Below are 21,745 nucleotides of genomic sequence, written 5' to 3'. Positions count from 1 at the left end.
GTGGATCGGAGGCATCCTGCACGGCCTCGTCGAGCTCGGGCATCATCTATTCGTGACGCTTATGCTCAGGGAGATCCAGTGCTTCGCCGGCGTGGCCGCCCGGCTCAGCTTCTCGCGGGCCGCCGCCGACCTGGGCATGTCGCAACCGGCCGTCAGCCAGGCCGTCTCCCGGCTCGAACGGGCCATCGGCGTCCGGCTTTTCGAGCGGACCGCCCGTCAGGTGCGGCTCACCGCCGAGGGCAGGACCCTGCTGTCGTACGCCGATCGGCTGCTGGAGGCGGCGGCCGAGTTCTCCTCGGAGGCGGCCCGGCTGACCCGGCCGCTCATTCATCTCGCTTATCCACCGCTCATCGGCCCGCTCGCCGCGCGGATCGCCAGGCGGCTGGCCGGTCGCGCCCCGGCCATCGGCGTGGAGCTGCGCCCGGCCGGACGAGGGGACGCCTCGGCCGCCCTGACGCGCGGAGAGGTGTCGGCGGCCATCCTGGCCACCCCGGCGCCCGCGCCGTTCGGCACGGCGGCCAGGTTCCACATCACGATCGACCACCTGGCCGTCCCGGCCGGGCATCCGCTGTGGGCCAGGGCCCGCGTCGCGCCGGACGACCTGACCGGACAGGTCCTGCTGACGCCGGGCAGGTCCTGGACCGGGCTGCCCGGCCGCCCGCGCGTGGTCGCCGACGACGACTTCGGCGCCGCGCTCGACCTCGTGGCAGCGGGCGCCGGGCTGCTGCCGAGCCCGCAGCTGCTGGTCAGGGCCGTACGCCGCGACGACATCCGGTTCGTCCCGTTCGACGCGGGCGACCTGCGCATCACCTACGCGCTGGCCTGGTCGAGGGAGCGTGTCACCCCTGAGCTGATGGCGCTCGTACAGGCCGTGCAGGAGGCGTTGTGGACTAGGTGACGGGCACGTTCTTCAGCGCCTCACGCCGGCTCAGCCCCGACAGGCCCTTGGCCCGCACGTAGCGGACCACCTCACCCGGGTCGGTCTTGGCGTACTCGCGCAGCGCCCAGCCGATCGCCTTGCGGGCGAAGAAGTCGTTGTCGGACAGGCTGGGCTCGATGCACGCGTAGAGCAGCGCGGTGTCGGTGCGGGCCTTGAAGCGGTTCTGGCTCAGGATCGCGGTGCGCCGCTTCCACAGGTCGCGGTCGTGCGCCCACTCCAGCAGCAGCGGCCGCATGGAGTCGGGGAACGCGGTCAGCAGCCCGCCGATCCGATGGGTGGCCAGCTCGTCGACGAGGTCCCACCAGGCGCCCGTGACGACCATCTCCTCGTACATCGGCACCGTGTAGAGGGTCTGGAACTCGCGGTAGTGGCGGTGGCCGCTCAGCTCGACGGCCGCGTAGCGCTCCTCGCGGTATTCGGCCTCACGCCACAGCTCCAGCACCGCCCGGCGCCACTCGGGCGCGGTGGCGAGGCGGTGGCCGGCGAAGACCCGCCTGAGTGCGGCCCGCCGAGGCCCGGCCTGCACACCGAGAAAGGGCATCGGGGACTTCATGTACGCCTGCATCGCGGCGGCCTTGCCGGGCTCCGCCGCCTCCCGCAGTGCCAGCCGTACCTTTTCGCCGAGGCTCATGCCCGCTGGCTGGTCCGCTCGCCGGTGGCGAGGCCGTCGAAGAGCACGGTGATGTAGTGCTCGGCCAGCCCGGTCGTGTTGAGCCGCCCGCCTGGGCGGAACCAGCGCACCGCGACCCAGATCGTGTCGCGGATCATCCGGTAGGTCAGCTTGGCGTCGACGTCGGCCCGGAACTGCCCGGCCGCCTGGCCCGCCTTGATCTGCGCGACCCACATCTGCTCGACCTCGTCCTCGGCCTTGACCAGGTAGTTGAACCGCTCGAACTGCCGCAGGTAGTTCCAGTCGTTCTGCATCACGGTGATCGCGGCGCGGTGGGGCTCAAGGGTGCCGAAGCCGATGCGTACCATCTCCGACAGCACGGTGCGCGGGTCGGAGCCCGACTCGAGTGCGGTGCGGTAGCGCGCGATGAGATCATCGAGGAAGGTCGACAGCACCTCGTCCACGATCGACTCCTTGGAGTCGAAGTGGTGGTAGAGGCTTCCGGACAGAATGCCGGCCTCGTCGGCGATGTTGCGCACGGTCGTGGCCTGGAAACCCTTGCGGGCGAAGAGCTCCGCGGCCAGCTTGACGAGGTGGTCACGCCGCTCGGAGGCCGGCCCCGTGGAGCTCGCGCGCCGGCGCTTCGTGGTGGCGGAGCCGGAGTTCTTTCGCGTGGTCACGTTCCCATTATGAGCCCTCGGACAATCGCTTGTTCACCGAAGTGTTCCAGCTCACCCGGTGTTCCGGGCTCTACCAAGCGCTTGCTGAACGGGTGCGCGCGAGCTGGAGGGGCCGGGCCCTAGCAAATAGGAAACTTTACTATTAGATTGCGAGGCATGCCCACGAGCGGTGACCTCCTTCGCTTGGCCGACGCCGTGCTCCTCCCTGGCTTCGAGGGGACGACGCCTCCCGACTGGCTCCGCCGACGGCTCGGCGACGGGCTGGCCGGCGTCGTCCTGTTCTCCCGTAACATCACCGGCCCCGCCCAGGTGGCGGACCTGACGGCCGCGCTCCGGGCGGAGAATCCCGGCGCCCTGATCGGCACCGACGAGGAGACGGGCGAGGTGACCAGGCTGGAGGTGGCCACCGGCAGCAGCCGCCCCGGCGGCCACGCCCTCGGCGTCGTGGACGACGTGGCGCTGACCGAGGCGCTCGCCAGGGACCTGGGCGACGAGCTCGCCGCGGCCGGGATCACCATCGACTTCGCCCCTTCCGCCGACGTGAACTCCAATCCGGACAACCCCGTCATCGGCCTGCGCGCCTTCGGCGCCGACCCGGCGCTTGTCGCCCGGCACACCAGGGCCTTCGTCCGCGGCCTCCAGTCGGCCGGTGTGGCCGCCTGCGCCAAGCACTTTCCCGGCCACGGCGACACCTCGGTCGACTCCCACCACGGCGTCCCGGTCGTCTCCACCGGCGGGATCGAGGACGCGCTGCACCCGTTCCGGGAGGCGATCAGGGAAGGCGTCAGAGCGATCATGACCGGCCACCTGCTGGTGCCCGCGTACGATGCCGGACTGCCCGCCACGCTCAGCCCCAAGGTGCTCACCGGCCTGCTCCGTGAGGAACTCGGCTTCGACGGCGTGATCGTCACCGACGGGATCGAGATGGCGGCGGTCTCGGGCCGTCACGGCATCGGCGGCGCGTCCGCCCGCGCCATCGCCGCCGGGGCCGACGCCGTCTGCGTCGGCGGAGAGCGCGCCGGCGAGACGACCGCGGCCGAGGTGCGCGACGCGATCGCCGCCGCCGTCACCCAGGGGCTGCTGCCCGAGGAGCGTCTGGCCGACGCCGCTCGCAGGGTCCGCGAGCTGGCCGCCTGGACCACCTCCTCGGGCGGCTCGGGCGTCCCGGGCGGCGTCGCCGCCCGGGACGGCCGTCTCGGGCTCGCCGCCGCCCGCCGGGCGATCAGGGTCACCCGCAGGTCGACGGCAGCCGTGCTGCCGTTCGCCGGCCCGGCGCAGGTGATCGAGCTGGCCCCCGAGATGAACCTGGCCATCGACAGGCGCACCCCGTGGGGCGTGGGGGAGCCGCTCCGGCGGCTGCTGCCCGGCACCCGCGTCGCCAGGCTCACCGCGGGCCAGGCGACGGGCGCCGAGATCGAGCGGCTGATCGGCGAGGCCACCGGCCGCCCGCTGGCGATCGCGGTCCGCGACGCGCACCGCCACCGGTGGCAGACCGAGGCGCTGCGCCACCTGCTCAGCGCCCGCCCGGACGCCGTGGTGGTCGAGATGGGCCTGCCCGAGCGCTCCGACCTGGGCGCCGTGCACATCGCCACCTACGGCTCCGCCCCCGTGTGCGGCCAGGCCGCGGCGGAGGTGATCACCGGTAGCCTCTGACACCGTGAACTTCGACGGTGAAGACCTCTCCCACACCTCTCTGACCGATCGGCTGGAGCCGGACGAGACCCACACCTTCCGCTCCTGCGACCTCACCGAGACCGACCTGTGGGGCGCCTCGCTGGCCGGCGCGCGCTTCGAGTCGTGCGTGCTGGAGCGGACCGACTTCCGCAAGGCGGACCTCGACGGCGCCTCCTTTTCGGGCGGCGGCGGGACGGGGATCAGGTTCGCCGACGCCGACCTCGTCGACGTGACGTTCACCGACGTCGACCTGTCCGCCGCGCACTTCGGCGGGGCGCTGCTGACCGACGCCTCCTTCACCGGCTGCCGGCTGATCGGCGCGTCGCTCACCGGCTCCCGGGGCACCGGCTTCAGGGTCAGCGGCTCCAACCTGACCCTGGCCAACCTCGGCGGCTGCTCGCTGCGCGGCGAGCTCATCGAGGGCGTCCGCTTCGACGACGCCGACCTGGCGGGGTGCGACTTCACCGGGGCCACGTTCAGCGACTCCCGGCTGCGTGGCGCCAGGCTGCTGAAGACCGTCTTCGCCAAGGCCGACCTGCGTGGCGCCGACCTCGGCGACTGTGACGACGACCGCGTCCGGGCCCTCGCGGGCGCCACGATCAACCACGCCCAGGCCGCCGCCATCCTCGCCGCCCGCGGCATCAACGTGATCTGAGCCCTGACTGGGAGCGTCAGCAGGGTTCGAGCCCTGGCCGGAGGCATCCGCGGGGTCCGAGCCCTGAGCGGCCGGGTCCGAGCGCCGGCCAGGGCGCCCGCTCCGGGGTCAGCGCAGAGCGGAGCGAGCCGTGGGGGCGAGGCGCAGGCGCTGGGGCGCGGCGGTCAGCCGGCCCTCCAGCATGGGCAGCGGCACGTCACGCTCGTCCTCGGGGCGGTCGAAACGGGCGAACCACACAAAGACATTCTCGCCGGTGCGCACCGGCAGGGCGGGGAAGGTGTTGGCCGCGTGCTCGCTCTCCAGGCAGGCGACCGGCGGCACCCCGGCCTCGGCCAGCACGGGGCGGACGTGGCTTGCGAAGAAGGCGGAGAAGCCCTCGCCGACGTGGTAGATCGTGGCCACGTAGTGTGCGGGCGGCAGGGCGGTGGCGCCGATGGGCGGCCGGTCGGCGGCCGGGAACGGGTCGGCGGCCCCGGCCGGGGGACGCAGCAGCAGGACGTTGTCAGAGTCGATCATGGTGTCGTTCGCCGCGTCGCGGTTCGCCTTCCAGACTGGGCCGCCGTAGAAGGTGGCGAGGGCCAACCGCCGAGCCTCCATATCCGGAAATTTCCGTATCCAGGAGAACATGTCCGGTGCATCCAGGTCGCGGAACTGGGCCACCACCCCCATGCCCGCTTCTTCCTGAGACTCGACGAACTCCCTCTCGAACAGCTCGATCAGGGTCTCGCGTCGTCCGGGCCGCAACGTGTACTGGCGTAGCTCGTAGATCACGCGCCCGACCCTAGGGGTGTTCCGCTGACATCCTCTGTCAGCGACCTCTCGACCGAACAATGTTTTGGTAACGTATTGTGATCGAAGGTCAACGCCTGGCTATAGGATCGCCATGGCCTTGATGCGTGGATCAACTCATGGTCAAGGCGGTCGTGGATGCGAGCGAAGGGGCTGACGTGGTCGGCAGGTCGCGGATCCGGTGCAGGGGCCAGGCCCGGCACGGCTCGACTCGCGCCGCGGCTAGCATCACCCGGATGGCTATCTGCGCATATGTGACATTCGACGACCGTGACGCCCATGATGACGAGCGTGAGCCGGCCCTGGCCGCCTGGCGGGAGGCGGGCCTCGACGGCCGTGCCGAGCGCTGGGACGACCCCACGGTCGACTGGAGCGCGTACGACGCCGTGGTGGTGCGTTCGGTCTGGGACTATCTCGATCGCCGGTCCGACTTCCTGGCCTGGGCGCGCCGGGTGGAGAGCCGGGTCCCGCTGCTCAACCCGGCCTCGGTCCTCGAGTCCAACACCGACAAGACCTACCTGCGCGACCTGGGCGTGCCGATCGTGCCCACCCACTGGTCGGCCGAGCGCCTGCCGGCCTGGCGCGAATACGTGGTCAAGCCCGCGATCTCGGCGGGCGCCCGCGACACGATCAGGACCACCGACCGGGCCAGGGCCGAGGCCCACGCCGCCCTGCTCCAGGCCGGCTGCCGCACCCCCATGGTTCAGCCCTACCTCGACATGGTCGAGTCCGAGGGCGAGACCTCGCTCCTCTACTTCAACCGCCGGTTCAGTCACGCGGTCCGGCGCACTCCGATGCTGTCACCGGGGAGATCAGGCGCGGACCACGTCAGGGCGGAGCCGCGCACCCCAGCACCGGACCAGGTCGAGCTCGCCGAGAAGGTGCTTGCCGCCATCCCCCAAGCCCTTCTGTACGCGCGGATCGACCTGGTCCGGCTTCCCGACGGCAGCCCCGTGGTGATCGAGGTGGAGCTGACCGAGCCCTACCTGTTCCTGCGCTACGAGCCCAGCGCCCCGGCCAACCTCGCGAGGGCGCTGCGCGAGCTGATCTGAGCGTCGGCCACGTTCGTCAGCAGGAGATGCCGCCGTCCACCGGGATGATCGTGCCGGTGAGGTAGGCCCCGGCCCGCGAGGAGAGGAAGATCGCCGCCCCGGCCATGTCGTCGGGGCGGCCGATGCGGCCGAGGGGCACGCTCGACGAGACGAGGTCGCGGGTCGCCGGGTCGTCCAGCGCGAAGGCCATCATCTTCGACGGGAACGGCCCGGGCGCGATCGCGTTGACCGTGATGTGCTCCGGCGCGAGCTGCCTGGCCAGATGCCGGGTCAGCATGTGCACGCCCGACTTGGCGGCCGAGTAGGCGTAGTTCTCCATCGACGGCACCCTGATGCCGTCGATGGACCCCACGTTGACCACCCGCGCCGGGTCGTCCGCGCTCGCGGCGGCCCGCAGCTGCGGCAGGAACTTCTGGGTGAGGTAGAAGACGCCCTTGACGTTGATGTTCCAGAGCTTGTCGAAGGCGTGCTCGGGATATTCCTCCAGCGGCGCGCCCCAGGTGGCGCCCGCGTTGTTGACCAGCACGTGCAGGGGGCCGTCCACCGCCGCGACGAGCGCTGCCACGCCCTCGGGCGTGGACAGGTCGGCGGGCACGCCGACGCAGCCGAGCTCGGCGGCGGTCTTCTCGACCTCGGGCGTCTTGCGCGCGGAGATGTAGACGGTCGCGCCGGCCTCGACGAACCCGGCCGCGATCATGCGTCCGATGCCCCGGGATCCACCGGTGACGACGACGGTCTTGCCTTCCACCGAGAACAGAGTCATGTTCTGGAGCATGCCATACCGACTGGTCGGTCGCTAGCCGGAATCCTTCACCCACAGACCCAGCAGCCCGCGGAAGTGCGCCACGAACCTATCCCGCTCGGCGGCGGGATAGGTGGCCGTCACGGTGTCGACCAGGAGCCGGTCGAAGTCGGGCCCGGCCACCCAGTCCAGCACGATCTCGTCGAGGTGCCGCAGCCGGCTCTCGCAGAAGTCGTGGTAGCGGTCGGTCTCGAAGTAGGCGTCGGCCAGCCGCCGGTAGGCCGCGAGCCGCTCCTCGTACGAGCCGGTCACCGCGAAGTACTCGCGGGTGTCCAGATCGAGCCGGGGCCTGCGCCCGGTGCCCACGCAGAACACGCTCCACCGCACCAACGCCTTGATCGCCCACGGGAAGTAGTAGTGCAGACTGGTCAGCGCCACGTCCGGGCAGGCGTTGGCGTAGTCGATCGGGTGCACGTCGGCGCCCTTGACCAGCGTCTCGCACGAGTTGAACTCCCACCGGAAGAACGCGTTCACCAGCCGGCCGATGGTGACCACCTCCTCGCCCAGGGCGGGTGACAGGAACTCGTGGTCCACCGCGTACCTGGCGTGCATCGGCTCGTCCGGCCGGAACCTCATCACCATCGTCTCCGCCCCGATCGACAGGGACCGGGCGAACACGTCGTACCCCTCGACGGCCTTCTGCAGATGCATGAGCATCTCGCCGCTCTGGTCGTAGGCCCGGTGCAGCTCGGCCCGGTCCCGCACCAGCGACACACCCCGCCACGCCCCGCCGTCGTACGGCTTCATGAAGAGGGGGTAGCCGATCCGGTCGGCGACCTCGTCGAGGTCGAACGGGCGGTTGTAGCGGGCCGCCGTGTAGGCGTACCGCGTGTTGTCGGGCGGATTTTTGTACGGCACCAGCACCGTGTCGGGGACCTTGAGCCCGAGCCGTATCATCGCGCAGTAGGCGGCGTGCTTCTCCATCGACTGGAAGGTGAACGGGCTGTTCAGCAGGTAGACGTCGTCCATCATGGCGATCTTCTTGAGCCACTCGCGCGGGTGGTAGTACCAGTAGGCCAGCCGGTCGATCACCAGATCGTGACGCGGGGAGTCACGCAGGTCGAACGGCTCGATCGTGATGCGCTCCACGTCGAACTCGCCCACGCCCTTGACCGGCCCGAGCCGTCGCAACACGGTCTCGAACGCCGCCGGCCAGTCCTGCTCCGTGCCCAGGAGTAACCCGACCAGATGCCTCACGATGGCTCCTCCCACGCCGGAACGCGCCGGCCGTCACACTCCGGGGAGGCGGCCGTTGCGGAACAGGTCGACGAACGTCCGATGGTCTTCCCGGGCCTGTGCCCCGTACCGATGCGCGAAATCCACCAGCATCGCGATAAAGCCGGGCTTGTCGTCTCGCACCACCGCCACGATCGACTCCTCGGTCGAGAAGTCCACCAGGTCGTGGCTCGATTCGTCGTCGGCCACCGCGTGCATGCGCGCCACCGCCCGACCGAGATCGCGCATGATCGACTGGAGCTCGTCGGGCTCGTTGACGTCGTCCCAGTCGAGGTCGGCGGAGTAGGGCGAGACCTCGGCCACGAGCTGGCCGACGCCGTTGAGCATCGTGTAGCCGAGCCACGGGTCGGCGTAGGCCTGCAACGCCCGCTGGGACTCGGCGGTGCGATGCCCCTGATGCCGGAAATATCCAGACACCTTCTCGTCCGTGATGTGCCGCGCCACCGCCGGCACCTGCGCCTGCTTCATGTAGAGGATCACGTCGTTCTCCAGCGCCTGCGAGCGTCCCTCCAGCAGCAGGTTGTACGAGGGCAGCCCGGCCGACCCGATGCCCACCCCCTTGCGCAGCGCCACGTCCTTGATGACGTGCTCGACCGGGTTGGCCTGCCCCGGCAGCGTCGTCAGGTAGTCGTCGAACGCCGTCAGCACGGCCGAGCGGGTCGCCCGATCGACGGGCTCACGCCCCTCCATGATCGCGAAGCGCCGGTCGTAGGCGTCGATCACGGTCTCCACGTCCAGCATCGCCACCCGGGTGCTCAGCCGGGCGGTCTGCAGCACCCGGTGCAGCACGCCGCTGGTGGTGTCGATGGTGAGCGACCCGATCGCGTCGTCCCCGCCGTGCGCGATCCCGGTCAGCTCGGCCAGGTACGCGGTGCCGAACCCGGCCACGAGCGCACCGATCACGTCGTCCGACAGCGCCTTGGCGTACCCCAGCAGCGCCACGCTCGCCGCGAACCGCTTGAGGTCCCAGGTGTAGGGCCCGACGTACGCCTCGTCGAAGTCGTTGACGTTGAACACCAGGACACCGGAGGCGTTCATGTAGGTGCCGAAGTTCTCCGCGTGCAGATCGCCGTGGATCCACACCCTGCTGGTCGCCGGGTCGAGGTAGGACCGGTCCGTGAACGCGTCGGTCAGGTCGGCGTAGAACAGGCAGGCGCTGCCCCGGTAGAACGCGAACGGCGAGGCCGCCATCTTCCGGAATTTCCGCCGGAAAGCCGCGGGATCGCGCTTGATCGAATCGCCGAACTCCGTCATCAGCACGTCGAGCAGATACCTGGAGCGTGTGTGCATACCTGGACGGTAAGCCGCCCGACGGCCCCCGCCTACCCTTTCGGCGACCAGGTCAGGGGGTGTCGCGCCGGCACCGAGACCACCTCGCCGGCGGGAAGAGGGCGCTCAAGCCCGGCCGACCGGCCGCCGGGCCGGGCCTGAGAAAGGATCGCGCGCCCTGGCGGGCGTGGGGGACCCGCCAGGGCGCGCTTCCTGCCCCATGCGCGGTGACTCCAGGACTCCGGCGAGGGATGGAGTCCTGGGTCGTTGGTTCGCGCACGGAGTCGGTGAGGGGGTGAGGAGACTCGAACGGACCGTCTTCGCACCACACGGTCGGCTCGGTCGGCGCGGAGTGCACGGACGTGCCATGACCTTCGCTCTGGTGGGTGTGGCTGAACCCCTGGCGATGCGACGCGTAACGCAGTAAACGTGTTGCATCGTGTGGGTCATGCCAGGGCAGGTATGGCATACCCGCGCGGACCGGCAGCACGGCCTCCACCTCCTCACCGGCTTTTCGATGGATTTGTACCAACGAATGGATGATGCGGCTGTCGGAGCCGTTCGGTCAAGAGGTTGTGGCCTGCTAGAACCAGATCGTCTAAATTGTTGGAACAAAAGGGGTGAAAGTGGCAAGGTCGGTGCTGTATCAGCAGGTGGCTTCGGAACTCCGTAAAGCCATCTACTCCGGTGTCCTCGGTCCCGGAGCGCAGTTGCCGACCGAGGCGCAGCTCATGGAAGACCACGGGGTGAGCCGCAACACCGTCCGGCTGGCGCTGGGCGAGCTCGTCAATGAGGGGCTCGTGACGCGCACTCCACGGCGCGGCACAGTGGTCCGTGACCGCCGTCCGCTGCTCATGTATCCGCAACGCGAGCTGGAGCCCCAGCCGACGGGAGAGGTACGCGAGGCCTTCGCCTTCGCCGTCTCGCAGGAGGGCCGGGAGCCGACTCAGCTCATCGAGGTGCTGACCGTCACCCCCGTCGAGGAGATCGCCAGCCGGCTGGAGCTGGCCGACGGTGAGCTCGCGGTGGTGCGCCGGCGCCTGCGCTTCGTGGACGGGCAGCCGTACAACACCAATGATTCCTACTTTCCCCGCGAGTTGGTCGCCAACTCGGAAATCGCCAGGCCAGGCGACATCGCGCGCGGCGCGAACCGGGTGCTCGAGGAGCTCGGGCACGAGCAAATGCGAGTAATTGACGACATTTCAGCGCGTATGCCCAACCAAGAGGAAGCAGAGAGGCTTCAATTGGAACTCGGTACCCCAGTTGTGGTGTATGTCCGAGTTGGCTACGACAGGGATGATTTGCCGGTGCGTGTCGCGGTGTCGGTGCTCCCCGCGGACAAGCACTTGATCAGGTACGAGCTCGACCGCCGCTGATCGAGCTCGGTTGGGGGTGATCCCGCCGGCCGCCCGCCGCGAGTAATCCGGCCTCGCAGGGCTAGGGGAGTTGTGCGCGCTCCCCTGAAACCCGTTTTATCCGTTCATATTGCCTTCCGTCACCCAAGCCTATCCAGTGCGCTACACGACCGTCACTCTGTGTCATCAATTGATCGCACCATGCGACGAAGGGATGGATCATGCTCTCGAACACCCTCCTCCTGCACCCGCTCGCCCTGCGCCAGGCCGAGCCGGCCGACCTCAAGGGCGTGCTGAGACTGCTGGCCGACACCGCCGAGTGGCTTCACGCGCGGGGGGTGCGGCAGTGGCCGCGCGGCGGGTTCAGCGCGGCGCGGATCGAGCCCCTGATCGAGGAACGAGTGCTGTACCTGCTGGACGACGAGCTCCGCTACCTCGACCCCGACGAGGACGCGCCGCCCGTCGCGACGATCGCCGTCGACGAGCACGCCGACCCCGAGTTCTGGACCCAGGCGGATGACCCGGGCGCCGCTCTGTACGTACACAAGCTGGCCGTGGCGCGGCAGTGGTCCGGCAGCGGGCTCGGTGACGCGCTGCTCGACTGGGCCGGGACGTGGGCCTACGCGACCGGGCGGCCCTGGCTGCGGCTCGACTGCGCCAAGGCGAACCCCGGGCTGCAGCACTACTACCGCAGCCGCGGCTTCCGGCACGTGCGCACGGTCGACCTCCCGCACCGCAGCTCCGGCGCGCTCTTCCAGCGGCGCGCGGAGGACGTGGGCGTCATGGCCTTCCGTGACCTCACGGTTCCTGAGCTGATCGCGGTCTGACCTTTCGGGCATCCCTCGCGTCCGAGGTGAACCGGGCGCCAGGTGGAGACGGGATCTTCTGCCGTCATTCATGCAAAATGGTGCAGAGCACCCTATAACCTCTGCTGCATGACCGGATCCCTCCTTGAGGTGATCGCGCTCGACGTGCGCGACGCCGTGGCCGCCGAACAGGGCGGCGCCGACCGCCTGGAGGTCGTCGCCGACATGGCCGCCGACGGGCTCACCCCCGCGCCGGAGACGGTCGCCGCGATCGCCGCGGAGTGCCCGCTTCCCCAGATGGTGATGCTCCGCTGTGACGCTTCCTTCACGGCCGGCGCCGACGTGATCGGCCGGCTGAGCCGCGACGCCAAGGCGCTCGCCCAGGCGGGCGCGGCCGGGTTCGTCTTCGGCTTCCTCGACGGCGCGGGCGCCGTCGACCTGGCGGCCACCGAGGCGCTCATCCACGCCGTGTCGCCCCTGCCGTGGACCTTCCACCGGGCCGTCGATCACGCGGCCGACATCCAGGCGTCCTGGCGCGCCGTGCGCCTGCTCCCGAACCTCGCGACCGTCCTCACCTCGGGCTCACCCACCGGGGTCGGCGAGGGCATGTCCGTGCTCAGAGGGCGCGCCGACGCGGGCGACGGCTCGATCATCCTGGCCGGCGGCGGGCTCCGGGCCGCGCACGTGCCGACCCTGCTGGACTTCGGCATCCGGGCCTTCCACGTCGGCTCCGCGGTGCGGGCCGGCTGGTCCGACCCGGTCGAGTGGCGCCTCGTCCGACGCTGGCGCGACCTGGTCGAGCGCGACTGAGCGTCGCGCGGCCGGACGCTCGCCCCCGGGACCGGACGTCACCTGGCCGGAGGCTCGTCCAGGGCGGCGTCGGCACGCCGCAGGGCGGCGGCCATCGTCCTGACGGTGGCGGGCTCGTCCATGACCCCTCCTCCGGCGTCGCGCCGCTCCTCCCAGGCGCGCACTCGCTCGCGGTAGGAGTCGTAGCGCGCCAGATGGAACGCGTAGACCGTGGCGAACCGGCTCACCAGATGCGAGGGATGCATGTCCCACCCCTGATGGAACCCGTGCGCCAGTGAGTGCCTGACGAGCTCGGCGTGCCGGCGCCACAGCGCCCGCACGTCGCCGGCCGCGCCGGAGGCGGGGGAGGCGGCCAGCGACCCGTCGGACAGCTCGACCCCGGTGTCCGCGAACGCCACACGCATCACGTGCCGCGCGTGGTCACAGGCCGGGTGGTCGAGCCGCTGCTCGTGCGGCGGCAGGCCGATCGCCGCCGTGTAGTCGAACACGCCGAAGTGCGCCGCGGCCAGCCTGCCGCCGAGCGACTCGGCCAGCTCCGCGCTCAGGAACCCCAGCGTCTGCGGCGCCTCCACCTGCATCTCGAACCGCAGTCGCACCCCCAGCGCGGCTTCCAGCCGCTCCAGGACGCCCGCGAACTGCCGGAGATAGCCCTCCATCAGCACCTTGGGGAACGTCACCGTGAACCCGGGAGGCAGCTCGCCCGCCCGCTCGGCCACCGTGGTGACGAACCCGTCGAGGGTCCGCACCGACCGCGCCGGGTCGCCGTCGGCGAACGACTTGACCCGCGGGCCCCACCGGCGCGGCAACGTCCCCGCCGCCCAGAGCTCGGCCACCGCGACCGCCGCCCGCTCCGCGTCGCCGTCCTCCTGCCCGGGACGTACGCCGTAGCCGTCCTCGAAGTCGATCCGCAGGTCCTCGACCGGCTCGCGGCCGAGTTTGCGCAGCACCCGCTCGTGTACGGCGGCCGCCAGGTCGCCGGGCACCCCGAACACCTCGGCCAGCTCGGCGGGACCCGCCAGATGCTCGCAGACCAGGGCCAGCGCCTGCCCGCCCCAGTCGGCGACCGTGGTGGCGGAGAACCGGTCGGCGGGCACGTAGACGGTGTGCACCGGCTGGCGGTCGGGGCCGGCGCCCGGATAGCGGGCCCGCTGGACCCGGTAGGTCTCCTCGAACCCGGCGATGGGGACGTCTTCCAGGGTGACACGCATGTCCCGCACCCTAGCCGGGAAGCGGATCACTCCCCAGGTCGGTAGGCGCGCAGCATGGCCTCCAGGCCGGCCAGCTTGACCCGCTCGCCCCGGCCCAGCGACCTGGCCAGCTCGGCCTCGGCCGCCTCGATGGCCAGCCACTCCTCGTAGCTGACCGGCCGCAGCCCGCGCTCAGCCAGCAGCGTGTCGATGTCGGTGGTCCGCGCCGGCTCACGACCGGCCAGGTCGGACAGGAGGGTGCGGACGGTCTCGGCCGCGTCGGACTTGTTGGTGCCGATCACGCCGGTGGGGCCCCGCTTGAGCCAGCCCGCGACGTACTCGCGCTCGCGCACCCGGCCCGCCTCGTGGGGCACCGTCATCGTCTCGGCCGAGAACGGCACGCCCGGCAGCGGGACGCTCTGGTAGCCGACCGAGCGCAGCACCATGCCGACCGGGAGCGTCTCGAACTCGCCGGTGCCCACCACGCGGCCCTCGGGTGACAGCCGGGTGCGTTCGAGCCGGAGGCCCTCCACCCGGTCGGTGCCGAGGATCTCGACGGGCCGCATCCAGAAGCGCACGTCGAGGCGGCGCGGCCGGCCGGCCGGCTCGCGGGCCGCCCAGGAGCGCAGGACGTCGATGTTGCCGCGGATCTGCCGGGGGAAGTCGCCGCCGAGAACCACGGCCTCGTCGGGCCGCACGCACACGTCGGCGTTGGCCAGCTCACCGAGCTCGCGCAGCTCCTTCAGGGTGAACTTGGCGTGCTCGGGGCCCCGGCGGCCGATCATGTGGATGGCCTTGACCTGGCTGTCCTCCAGCCGTTCGAGCACCTCGTGCGGCACGTCGGTGGCGCTCAGCTCGGCGGCCGTCTTGGCCAGGATCCGCACCACGTCCACGGCCACGTTGCCCACACCGATGACCGCGACCTCGGAGCTGTCGAGGACGAACCTGGAGGAGTCGACGTCGGGGTGGCCGCAGTACCAGTTGACGAAGTCGGTGGCCGCCACGCTGCCCGGAAGGTCCTCGCCCGGGATGCCGAGCTTGCGGTCGACCATCGCGCCGGTGGCGTAGACGACGGCGTCGTAGGCGCCGAGCAGGTCGTCCACCGTGACGTCGTCGCCGAGGGTGAGCCCGCCGAGAAATCTGACCTCGGGCAGCTCCAGGACGCGGCGCAGGTAGTTGGCGATCGACTTGATCGACGTGTGATCGGGCGCGACACCATATCTGACCAGCCCGTACGGGGTGGGTAGCCGCTCGATCACGTCGACCTCGACCGCCCCGGCGGACTGCTTGACCAGTGCCTCGGCCGTGTAGATCCCGGCAGGGCCGGATCCGATGACCGCCACGCGCAACGTCACGTCGCCTCCTTAGCCGGCGATTCTGCAACAGAGAGCCCGCGTTACACCAGATGTAACGGGCCGGCGTGTTCGATGTATCCCCGGACGCCCCGAGCGACGAATCCATACCCTGACTTGACCTTTCTTATGACATATCAGGACCTGCTGAATCGGCATGCCGAGGCCCGGCGCGGAGGATCCGCCCGTCGAGTCCGCCGTTGGCGGGTGGGCGGCCGGTCGTCGAGACTGGCGGGACCAAACTCTTGCGGGAAGGGCGCGCTCGCGATCAAAGTGGGTGTTCGTGAGGCGAAAGCACGCGCTACGGCGGCCGAAGGATGGTCCCCTCCCGGGCGCCCGGGACGACGACCTCTCGCCCACGAGCTCCCGCAGGTACGAAGCGTTCGGGCGGGTGATGGCCGCGCTCGCCGCCGAGGCCGAGTTCATCGAGTCCTGCCGCGACCTGACCTGGTGGCGAGGCTCCGAGCGGAGCTGGCACCTCGAGTGGCGCGACGGCCCTTACGCCTCCGAGGTGGCGGCGCTGCTCGACGAGCGGATGGCCGGCCTCGTCACGGCCGACGCCCCCGGCGGAGCCTCCTCGGCCGTCCTGCACGTGATGGGCGTCCGCTTCGTGCTGCGGGCCATCGACCCGATGGGCAGGGTGAGCGTACGAGCCCGGCCGGGGTTCTGGAGGCTGGCCGAGGCGCTCGACACCACCCGCGCCACCAACACCCGTCACCCGTGGGAGGAGCTCCTCGGCGGTTAGCCGCCCAGGCTCCAGGCGAGGACGGGACTCCTCTGCTGAACAAGCAATAGCTTGGTCAAAAAGGGTTAACCGAAATTTGCCTTTTTTGTAGGGTTGCATAGTCTTTGGGTGGTCGTCCCAAGACATTTCCGGGGCAGGGATGACCAGGGAATGGAGATGAACGACACCGCGATCGACTATGCCGACTTCGCCGAGTTCGACCGGCGGCAGCGCGGCATCGAGCGTCATGTGCTGGCGGCCTTCCTCGGAGGGCTGGTCGTCGGCCTGATCGGCATGCTCATGTCCGGCAGGGGGCCTGGATGGGTGGAACAGATCTACCATCCCTATGCCTATTTCGCGCTGACCCTGGTCGTGGGGGCGACCGCGTCCGGGTTCGGCTGGGCGCTGCTGACCACCTTCCTCGCCGCCGTGTCCATGCTGGTCGCGGCCATGGGCGGGAGCGTGTTCCGAGGTGATCTCGGCTTCGACGTGGTCGGTGACAGCCCTGCCGGGCTCAACTGGACGCTCGTTCTGCTGGTCGGTCTGGGGCTGCTCGCCTACCTGACGCGCAGGCGCGACCGCTGGGGCGACCTCGCCGCCGGCCTTGTGGGAGCGGTGCTGCTCACCGACGTGGTCGACCGGGCCACGCCGGGCTTCATCGGCGAGGTGCGGGAGTTCTGGCCCGTCCCGGCCCTGGTGATCGGCTCCTTGGCCGTCATCCTGGTGATCGTCGTGCGAAGGAGCGCCCGAGGACGCGTGTGCGCGCTCGCCGTCACCACCACCCTGGCCGGCCTGGCCGCCTTCGTGCTCGCCGGTCCGCTGTCGGGCTGGTTTCCGCCCCTCGTTTAACCGGAGCGGCCTGCCGCCCCGAGTCGATAGCCTGTAGTCCTTCACATCCAGGCTCGACCAAGGAGTAGCCGTGTTGCTGCGCATGTCGTCGCTGTTTCTTCGCACCCTGCGGGACGACCCGGCAGACGCGGAAGTGCCGAGCCACAAGCTCCTCGTCCGCGCCGGCTATGTCCGCCGGGTGGCCCCCGGCATCTACTCGTGGCTGCCCCTGGGCAAGATGGTGCTGGAGAACGTGGCCCGCGTCGTCCGTGAGGAGATGGACCGGATGGGCGGCCAGGAGGTGCTCTTCCCCGCCCTGCTGCCCCGCGAATACTACGAGGCCACCGGCCGCTGGACCGAATACGGTGACACGCTCTTCCGGCTGCGTGACCGCAAGGGCGCCGACTACCTCCTCGGGCCCACGCACGAGGAGCTCTTCACCGACATGGTCAAGAGCGAATACTCCTCGTACAAGGACTATCCGGTCACGCTCTACCAGATCCAGACCAAATACCGCGACGAGGCGAGGCCCCGCGCAGGCATCCTGCGCGGCCGGGAGTTCCTCATGAAGGACTCCTACTCCTTCGACCTCGACGACGACGGTCTCAAGCGCTCCTACGAGCAGCACCGCGAGACCTACATCAAGACCTTCGAGCGGCTGGGCATCAACTACAAGATCGTGTTCGCCACGTCCGGCGCGATGGGCGGCTCGGCCTCCGAGGAGTTCCTCGCGCCGACCCCCACGGGTGAGGACACCTTCGTCGCCTGCCGCTCGTGCGGCTACGCGGCCAACGCCGAGGCCGTCACCACGACGCCCCCCGCCGCCGTGTCCCTCGACGGTTTGGAGGAGCAGCGGGTCCTCGACACCCCTGACACGCCGACCATCGAGACGCTGGTCTCGTTCGTCAACGAGCACCACGGCCTGTCCATCACCGCCGCCGACACCCTGAAGAACGTCGTCGTCAAGATCTCCACGCCTGGCTCCGACAAGGTCGAGACCCTGGTCATCGGCGTCCCCGGCGACCGCGAGGTCGACTTCAAGCGTCTGGAGGCCGCACTGGCCCCCGGGGAGCCCGCGATCTTCGAGGCCGAGGACTTCGCCCGGCACCCCGGCCTGGTGCGCGGCTACATCGGCCCGCAGGTGCTGCGCGACCTGGGCATCCGCTACCTCGTCGACCCGCGCGTGGTCACGGGCAGCTCCTGGGTGACCGGCGCCAACCAGCCGGGCAAGCACGCCGCCCACGTGGTCGCGGGGCGCGACTTTGTTCCCGACGGCACGATCGAGGCCGCCGAGGTGCGCGCGGGCGACTCCTGCCCCCGCTGCGCGTCGCCGCTGTCCATCGACCGCGGCATCGAGATCGGCCACATCTTCCAGCTCGGCCGCAAGTACGCCGACGCGGCCGGCCTCGACGCCCTCGGCCCCGACGGCAAGCCGATCCGCGTCACGATGGGCTCCTACGGCATCGGCGTCTCCCGAGCCGTGGCCGTCATCGCCGAGCAGCTGCACGACTCGCTCGGCCTGGTGTGGCCCCGCGAGGTGGCCCCCGCCGACGTGCACATCGTCGGCACCGGCAAGGAGCACCAGGTGGAGGCGGCGCTGGAGCTGGGCGCGGAGCTTGAGTCCCGGGGCCTGCGCGTGCTGGTGGACGACCGGCCCGCGGTGTCGCCCGGGGTCAAGTTCAAGGACGCCGAGCTGCTCGGGCTGCCGACCATCGTGGTCGTGGGCCGCGGCCTGTCCCAGGGCGTGGTCGAGCTGCGCGACCGGGTCACCGGCGACAAGTCGGAGATCCCGCTCGCCGAGGCCGCCGACCTCGTCCTCGCCGCCACCCGGTCCTGACGCCCACGCGGCCCCGGCCGGGTGGGTCCACTGTCGGCGGGCCCCGGCTGGCCGTCCGATGTCCGGCCCTGCCCTGGCGGGCCGCAGCCCGGGTCAGCCGCCCGGCGCCCCGGCCCGGGTCAGCCGCCCGGCGTCGTGCCGGACGGCTGCGGGGTCGCCTCGGGCAGACCGGGAAAGGCGGCGATCGTGGGCCGGAACGAGTAGGACCGGGTGACCGACTCCTGCATGGCCAGCGCCGCGTACTTCCGCAAGGCGGCGTCCTCACCGGCCGCCAGCTCCAGGTAGGCGGCCGTCATGCCCGCCTCCACGTGCGCCGCGAGCCGTCCGGCGGCCGCCGCTCCCGTGGGCACCGCGGGCAGGGCGTAGGACGCCTCCGGCTCCACCGGCTGCCCGCCCCGGCCCGTGATGAGCGCGCGGAGCTGGTCGCGGCGGGCCCGGTGGGCGTCGAACGCCTGGGTGGCCAGCGCCCGCAGCGACCCCGACGTGCGGGCACCGATCAGACCGTAGGCGAAGACGGCCGCGTGCTCGGCCGCCAGCGCCTTGCGCAGCTTGTCGAGATCGTCGCTCACAGCGACCTCGGCAGGGCGACGGCGTGGGCCGCCTCGCAGGCGCCGATGCTGGCCACCAGCTGGGCCATGGCCGGCGGCACCCCGGTCAGCTGCCGGGTGCGCAGGGCGGCCGCCCTGCGTTCGAGGGTCCGCAGCCGCGACAGCGTCACCTTGGGAGCGGCCGTGGCCGAAGGGGCGGCGGAGGGAGTGGCCGAGGGAGTGGCCGAGGCGGCGGGGACACCGGGGAAGCGCCTGCGCAGCTCGGCCAGGTGGGCCTGGTGACGATCTCTGAACGGGGTCAGCCTGGCGCCGCCGTCCGCGATCAGCGTGGAGTAGAGGGCGATGGTCGCCTCCTTCTCGGCGATCAGCTTCCGGGCCAGCACTCGCTCCGGAGGCTCCGGCGGCGGTGAGGTGGGCGGGGCGCCGGTCGTGGTGCTGCATCCGGCCAGCGCCGCCGCGGCCGCTGCGCCCGCCAGCACGGCTCGCCGGGAGAGAGAAGGGCGCACGGGCAGGGACCTCCAGGACTACGGACCGCAGCTAGCATCGTAAGGGCTCGTGCCCCCGCTCGCTGTCAGGCCGGGCTTGCCGTTCCCCGCGCGTCGAGTGGCGCTCTATCCGTGCCCTCGTACAGATAGGGTGTCAACTGTCGTCGCTGGCTGAGCGCCCGCACGGCGGAGAGCCAGTGGCGAGGTCCGCCCGGCTGAGACTTGACAATAGGGGAGGTCGATATGGGCAGCGCATCACCCCGCGACCACCTGATGAAGCTCCTCGAGCCCGTCGTCAGCGCGGAGGGCCTCGACTTGGAGGACGTCACGGTCACCCAGGCCGGCAAGCGCCGGCTGCTGCGCGTGATCGTCGATCGCGACGGAGGGGTGAGCCTCGACGACGTCGCCGACGTGAGCCAGGCCGTCTCCACCGCCCTCGACGAGGACGACGCGATGGGCGACGCGGCCTACACGCTCGAGGTCTCCTCGCCGGGCGTCGACCGCCCGCTGACCGAGCCGCGCCACTGGCGGCGCGCGGCCAAGCGGCTGGTGAAGGCCGAGCTGAGAGACGGCACCGTGCTGGAGGGCCGGGTGCGCTCGGCCGACGGGAGCGGCGTAGACCTCGAGATCGGCGGCGCCGATCGCCGGCTCGACTATCAGGACCTGACCCGCGGACGGGTGCAGGTGGAGTTCCGCCGGATCGACGACGACACCGACGTCGACGGCGACGAAGGCTAAGGGGGAAGCCTCGTGGACATCGACATGAGCGTCCTGCGCAGCCTGGAGCGGGAGAAGGACATCTCCTTCGACCTGGTCGTCAAGGCGATCGAGGACGCGTTGCTGATCGCCTACTTCCGCACCGACGGTGCCGCGCCCAAGGCACGGGCCGAGCTCGACAGGGGCAGCGGGCACGTGACGATCTGGGCGGCCGAGCTCGACGACGACGGCGAGATCGTCCGGGAGTACGACGACACACCCAGCAATTTCAGCCGGATCGCGGCGACCACCGCCAAGCAGGTGATCCTGCAGCAGCTGCGCGACGCCGAGGACGAGATCAACTTCGGTGAGTTCGCCAGCCGCGAGGGCGAGCTGGTCTCCGGCGTGATCCAGCAGGGCAAGGACCCGCGCGTGGTGCTGGTCGACCTCGGCAAGATCGAGGCCGTGCTGCCGCACAACGAGCAGGTGCCCGGCGAGGACTACGTGCACGGCGAGCGCATCCGCGTCTACGTGGTGCAGGTCAAGAAGGGCCACAAGGGTCCCTCGGTCACCCTGTCGCGCACCCACCCCGGCCTGGTGAAGAAGCTGTTCGCCCTTGAGGTGCCCGAGATCGCCGACGGCACCGTGGAGATCGCCGCGGTGGCCCGCGAGGCCGGTCACCGTACCAAGATCGCGGTGAGGTCCCGCAAGCAGGGCGTCAACGCCAAGGGCGCCTGCATCGGCCCGATGGGCTCCCGGGTGCGCAACGTGATGACCGAGTTGCACGGCGAGAAGATCGACATCATCGACTGGTCCGAGGATCCGGGCGAGTTCGTCGGGAATGCCCTGTCTCCCGCGCGTGTTTCCCACGTTGAGGTCCTCGACCTCGACGGACGGGTGGCGAGGGTGACCGTGCCCGACTACCAGCTTTCGCTGGCCATCGGCAAGGAAGGGCAGAATGCCCGGCTCGCGGCCAGGCTCACCGGATGGCGGATTGACATCCGCCCTGACACCCAGGCCGAGGATGCCGCCGGTTCCGTAGATGCGTCAACACGGTAAGCTGGAATATGGTGGCCACGCGGCTCCACAGCGCACCTGTGTGGGCTGCAGGGGCCGCACGGCAAAGTCCGAGCTGCTCCGCCTGGTGCTGGTCGAGGATCATCTGGTCCCTGACCTGCGAGGACGGCTTCCTGGCCGGGGTGCATCGCTGCATCCGACCATGAGTTGTCTGGAGCTTGCCGAGCGTCGCCGGGCGTTTCCGCGCGCATTCCGCGTGCCGGGGCCGCTTGACGTCTCGCGCGTGCGGGCGCACCTGGAAGAGGAGAAATACGAAATGTCATGTAGGACGCCGAGTTGATGGGCGGAGTCAGATTGCTATGAGCGCCTGATGAGCACGCGGCGATGAAGACG

Annotated in this window: 23 protein-coding genes; 13 read left to right on the top strand and 10 right to left on the bottom strand. The window is 70.6% G+C overall.

Annotation, left to right across the window (positions count from 1 at the left end):
- The first annotated feature begins 61 nt into the window (after positions 1–61).
- Entirely contained in the window at positions 62–898 is an 837-nt protein-coding gene (locus AC5L3X_RS13205) for a LysR family transcriptional regulator (RefSeq protein WP_494857241.1), read from the top strand.
- Here the strand turns inward: AC5L3X_RS13205 and AC5L3X_RS13200 are convergent.
- Both AC5L3X_RS13200 and AC5L3X_RS13195 read right to left on the bottom strand, forming a co-directional pair.
- Positions 891–1,571 (bottom strand): DNA alkylation repair protein, encoded by a 681-nt coding sequence (locus tag AC5L3X_RS13200; RefSeq protein ID WP_494857215.1) that lies wholly within the window; start codon positions 1,569–1,571, stop codon positions 891–893. The two genes, AC5L3X_RS13205 and AC5L3X_RS13200, sit on opposite strands and share 8 nt — an antisense overlap.
- Entirely contained in the window at positions 1,568–2,230 is a 663-nt protein-coding gene (locus AC5L3X_RS13195; protein ID WP_358462531.1) for a TetR/AcrR family transcriptional regulator, read from the bottom strand. Before AC5L3X_RS13195 ends, AC5L3X_RS13200 begins: the two co-directional genes overlap by 4 nt.
- 156 nt (positions 2,231–2,386) lie before the next feature.
- Here AC5L3X_RS13195 and AC5L3X_RS13190 point away from each other — a divergent pair, with 156 nt between their 5' ends.
- Positions 2,387–3,883, top strand: coding sequence for a glycoside hydrolase family 3 protein (locus AC5L3X_RS13190; protein WP_494857214.1), 1,497 nt, complete (start codon positions 2,387–2,389; stop codon positions 3,881–3,883).
- A 4-nt stretch (positions 3,884–3,887) separates the two neighbouring features.
- Positions 3,888–4,559, top strand: coding sequence for a pentapeptide repeat-containing protein (locus AC5L3X_RS13185; protein ID WP_494857212.1), 672 nt, complete (start codon positions 3,888–3,890; stop codon positions 4,557–4,559).
- A gap of 108 nt (positions 4,560–4,667) precedes the next feature.
- Here AC5L3X_RS13185 and AC5L3X_RS13180 read toward each other — a convergent pair whose 3' ends face one another.
- On the bottom strand, positions 4,668–5,330 hold the full coding sequence (locus AC5L3X_RS13180; protein WP_494857211.1) for an NIPSNAP family protein: 663 nt from the start codon (positions 5,328–5,330) through the stop codon (positions 4,668–4,670).
- A 254-nt stretch (positions 5,331–5,584) separates the two neighbouring features.
- Here AC5L3X_RS13180 and AC5L3X_RS13175 point away from each other — a divergent pair, with 254 nt between their 5' ends.
- Positions 5,585–6,400, top strand: coding sequence for an ATP-grasp domain-containing protein (locus AC5L3X_RS13175; protein ID WP_494857210.1), 816 nt, complete (start codon positions 5,585–5,587; stop codon positions 6,398–6,400).
- A 16-nt stretch (positions 6,401–6,416) separates the two neighbouring features.
- Here the strand turns inward: AC5L3X_RS13175 and AC5L3X_RS13170 are convergent, their stop codons facing one another.
- The 3 genes from AC5L3X_RS13170 to AC5L3X_RS13160 are packed head-to-tail and all read right to left on the bottom strand — an operon-like array spanning position 6,417 to position 9,728.
- Positions 6,417–7,163 (bottom strand): SDR family oxidoreductase, encoded by a 747-nt coding sequence (locus tag AC5L3X_RS13170; RefSeq protein WP_189127151.1) that lies wholly within the window; start codon positions 7,161–7,163, stop codon positions 6,417–6,419.
- 33 nt (positions 7,164–7,196) lie between these two features.
- On the bottom strand, positions 7,197–8,399 hold the full coding sequence (locus AC5L3X_RS13165) for an ATP-grasp domain-containing protein (protein WP_494857209.1): 1,203 nt from the start codon (positions 8,397–8,399) through the stop codon (positions 7,197–7,199).
- Positions 8,400–8,432: 33 nt separating this feature from the next.
- A complete protein-coding gene (locus AC5L3X_RS13160) occupies positions 8,433–9,728 on the bottom strand; it encodes a DUF2252 domain-containing protein (RefSeq protein ID WP_494857208.1) in 1,296 nt (431 codons plus the stop codon).
- A 605-nt stretch (positions 9,729–10,333) separates the two neighbouring features.
- On the opposite strand from AC5L3X_RS13160, the gene AC5L3X_RS13155 reads away from it, so the two are divergent.
- From AC5L3X_RS13155 to AC5L3X_RS13145, 3 genes are all read left to right on the top strand, one after another.
- Positions 10,334–11,083 (top strand): GntR family transcriptional regulator, encoded by a 750-nt coding sequence (locus AC5L3X_RS13155; protein WP_494857207.1) that lies wholly within the window; start codon positions 10,334–10,336, stop codon positions 11,081–11,083.
- Between the two features lie 200 nt (positions 11,084–11,283).
- A complete protein-coding gene (locus AC5L3X_RS13150; RefSeq protein WP_189127154.1) occupies positions 11,284–11,889 on the top strand; it encodes a GNAT family N-acetyltransferase in 606 nt (201 codons plus the stop codon).
- A 108-nt stretch (positions 11,890–11,997) separates the two neighbouring features.
- Positions 11,998–12,678 carry a copper homeostasis protein CutC gene (locus AC5L3X_RS13145; protein ID WP_494857206.1) on the top strand — a complete coding sequence of 227 codons (681 nt, stop codon included), beginning with the start codon at positions 11,998–12,000 and terminating at the stop codon, positions 12,676–12,678.
- A gap of 38 nt (positions 12,679–12,716) precedes the next feature.
- Here the strand turns inward: AC5L3X_RS13145 and AC5L3X_RS13140 are convergent, their stop codons facing one another.
- The gene (locus AC5L3X_RS13140; protein ID WP_494857205.1) at positions 12,717–13,886 is read right to left on the bottom strand and encodes a DUF6986 family protein; all 1,170 of its coding nucleotides are present in this window, start codon (positions 13,884–13,886) and stop codon (positions 12,717–12,719) included.
- A 26-nt stretch (positions 13,887–13,912) separates the two neighbouring features.
- Positions 13,913–15,220 (bottom strand): FAD-dependent oxidoreductase, encoded by a 1,308-nt coding sequence (locus AC5L3X_RS13135; protein ID WP_494857204.1) that lies wholly within the window; start codon positions 15,218–15,220, stop codon positions 13,913–13,915.
- 280 nt (positions 15,221–15,500) lie between these two features.
- Between AC5L3X_RS13135 and AC5L3X_RS13130 the strand changes: the two genes are divergently transcribed.
- The 3 genes from AC5L3X_RS13130 (at position 15,501) to AC5L3X_RS13120 (ending at position 18,606) form a co-directional block, all read left to right on the top strand.
- Positions 15,501–15,962, top strand: coding sequence for a hypothetical protein (locus AC5L3X_RS13130; protein WP_494857203.1), 462 nt, complete (start codon positions 15,501–15,503; stop codon positions 15,960–15,962).
- Positions 15,963–16,118: 156 nt separating this feature from the next.
- Positions 16,119–16,790, top strand: a complete 672-nt coding sequence (locus AC5L3X_RS13125) for a hypothetical protein (RefSeq protein ID WP_494857202.1) — start codon at positions 16,119–16,121, stop codon at positions 16,788–16,790.
- A 70-nt stretch (positions 16,791–16,860) separates the two neighbouring features.
- Positions 16,861–18,606 (top strand): proline--tRNA ligase, encoded by a 1,746-nt coding sequence (locus AC5L3X_RS13120; RefSeq protein WP_494857201.1) that lies wholly within the window; start codon positions 16,861–16,863, stop codon positions 18,604–18,606.
- Between the two features lie 119 nt (positions 18,607–18,725).
- Here AC5L3X_RS13120 and AC5L3X_RS13115 read toward each other — a convergent pair whose 3' ends face one another.
- Both AC5L3X_RS13115 and AC5L3X_RS13110 read right to left on the bottom strand, forming a co-directional pair.
- Positions 18,726–19,175 carry a ferritin-like domain-containing protein gene (locus AC5L3X_RS13115; protein ID WP_494857200.1) on the bottom strand — a complete coding sequence of 150 codons (450 nt, stop codon included), beginning with the start codon at positions 19,173–19,175 and terminating at the stop codon, positions 18,726–18,728.
- On the bottom strand, positions 19,172–19,660 hold the full coding sequence (locus AC5L3X_RS13110; RefSeq protein ID WP_494857199.1) for a twin-arginine translocation signal domain-containing protein: 489 nt from the start codon (positions 19,658–19,660) through the stop codon (positions 19,172–19,174). The genes AC5L3X_RS13115 and AC5L3X_RS13110 overlap by 4 nt, the downstream gene beginning before the upstream one ends.
- A gap of 222 nt (positions 19,661–19,882) precedes the next feature.
- On the opposite strand from AC5L3X_RS13110, the gene rimP reads away from it, so the two are divergent.
- The 3 genes from rimP to AC5L3X_RS13095 are packed head-to-tail and all read left to right on the top strand — an operon-like array spanning position 19,883 to position 21,692.
- On the top strand, positions 19,883–20,377 hold the full coding sequence (gene rimP / locus AC5L3X_RS13105) for a ribosome maturation factor RimP (RefSeq protein ID WP_494857198.1): 495 nt from the start codon (positions 19,883–19,885) through the stop codon (positions 20,375–20,377).
- A 12-nt stretch (positions 20,378–20,389) separates the two neighbouring features.
- Complete coding sequence (nusA, locus tag AC5L3X_RS13100; RefSeq protein ID WP_189127162.1) at positions 20,390–21,394, top strand: transcription termination factor NusA; 1,005 nt, start codon at positions 20,390–20,392, stop codon at positions 21,392–21,394.
- The gene (locus AC5L3X_RS13095) at positions 21,378–21,692 is read left to right on the top strand and encodes a YlxR family protein (RefSeq protein ID WP_189127163.1); all 315 of its coding nucleotides are present in this window, start codon (positions 21,378–21,380) and stop codon (positions 21,690–21,692) included. The genes nusA and AC5L3X_RS13095 overlap by 17 nt, the downstream gene beginning before the upstream one ends.
- Positions 21,693–21,745: the final 53 nt, after the last annotated feature.

This window comes from Nonomuraea sp. CX421 (assembly GCF_059358955.1).
Note: the sequence above shows the minus strand (reverse complement) of the source record. Positions and strands in the feature narration are given on the sequence as shown.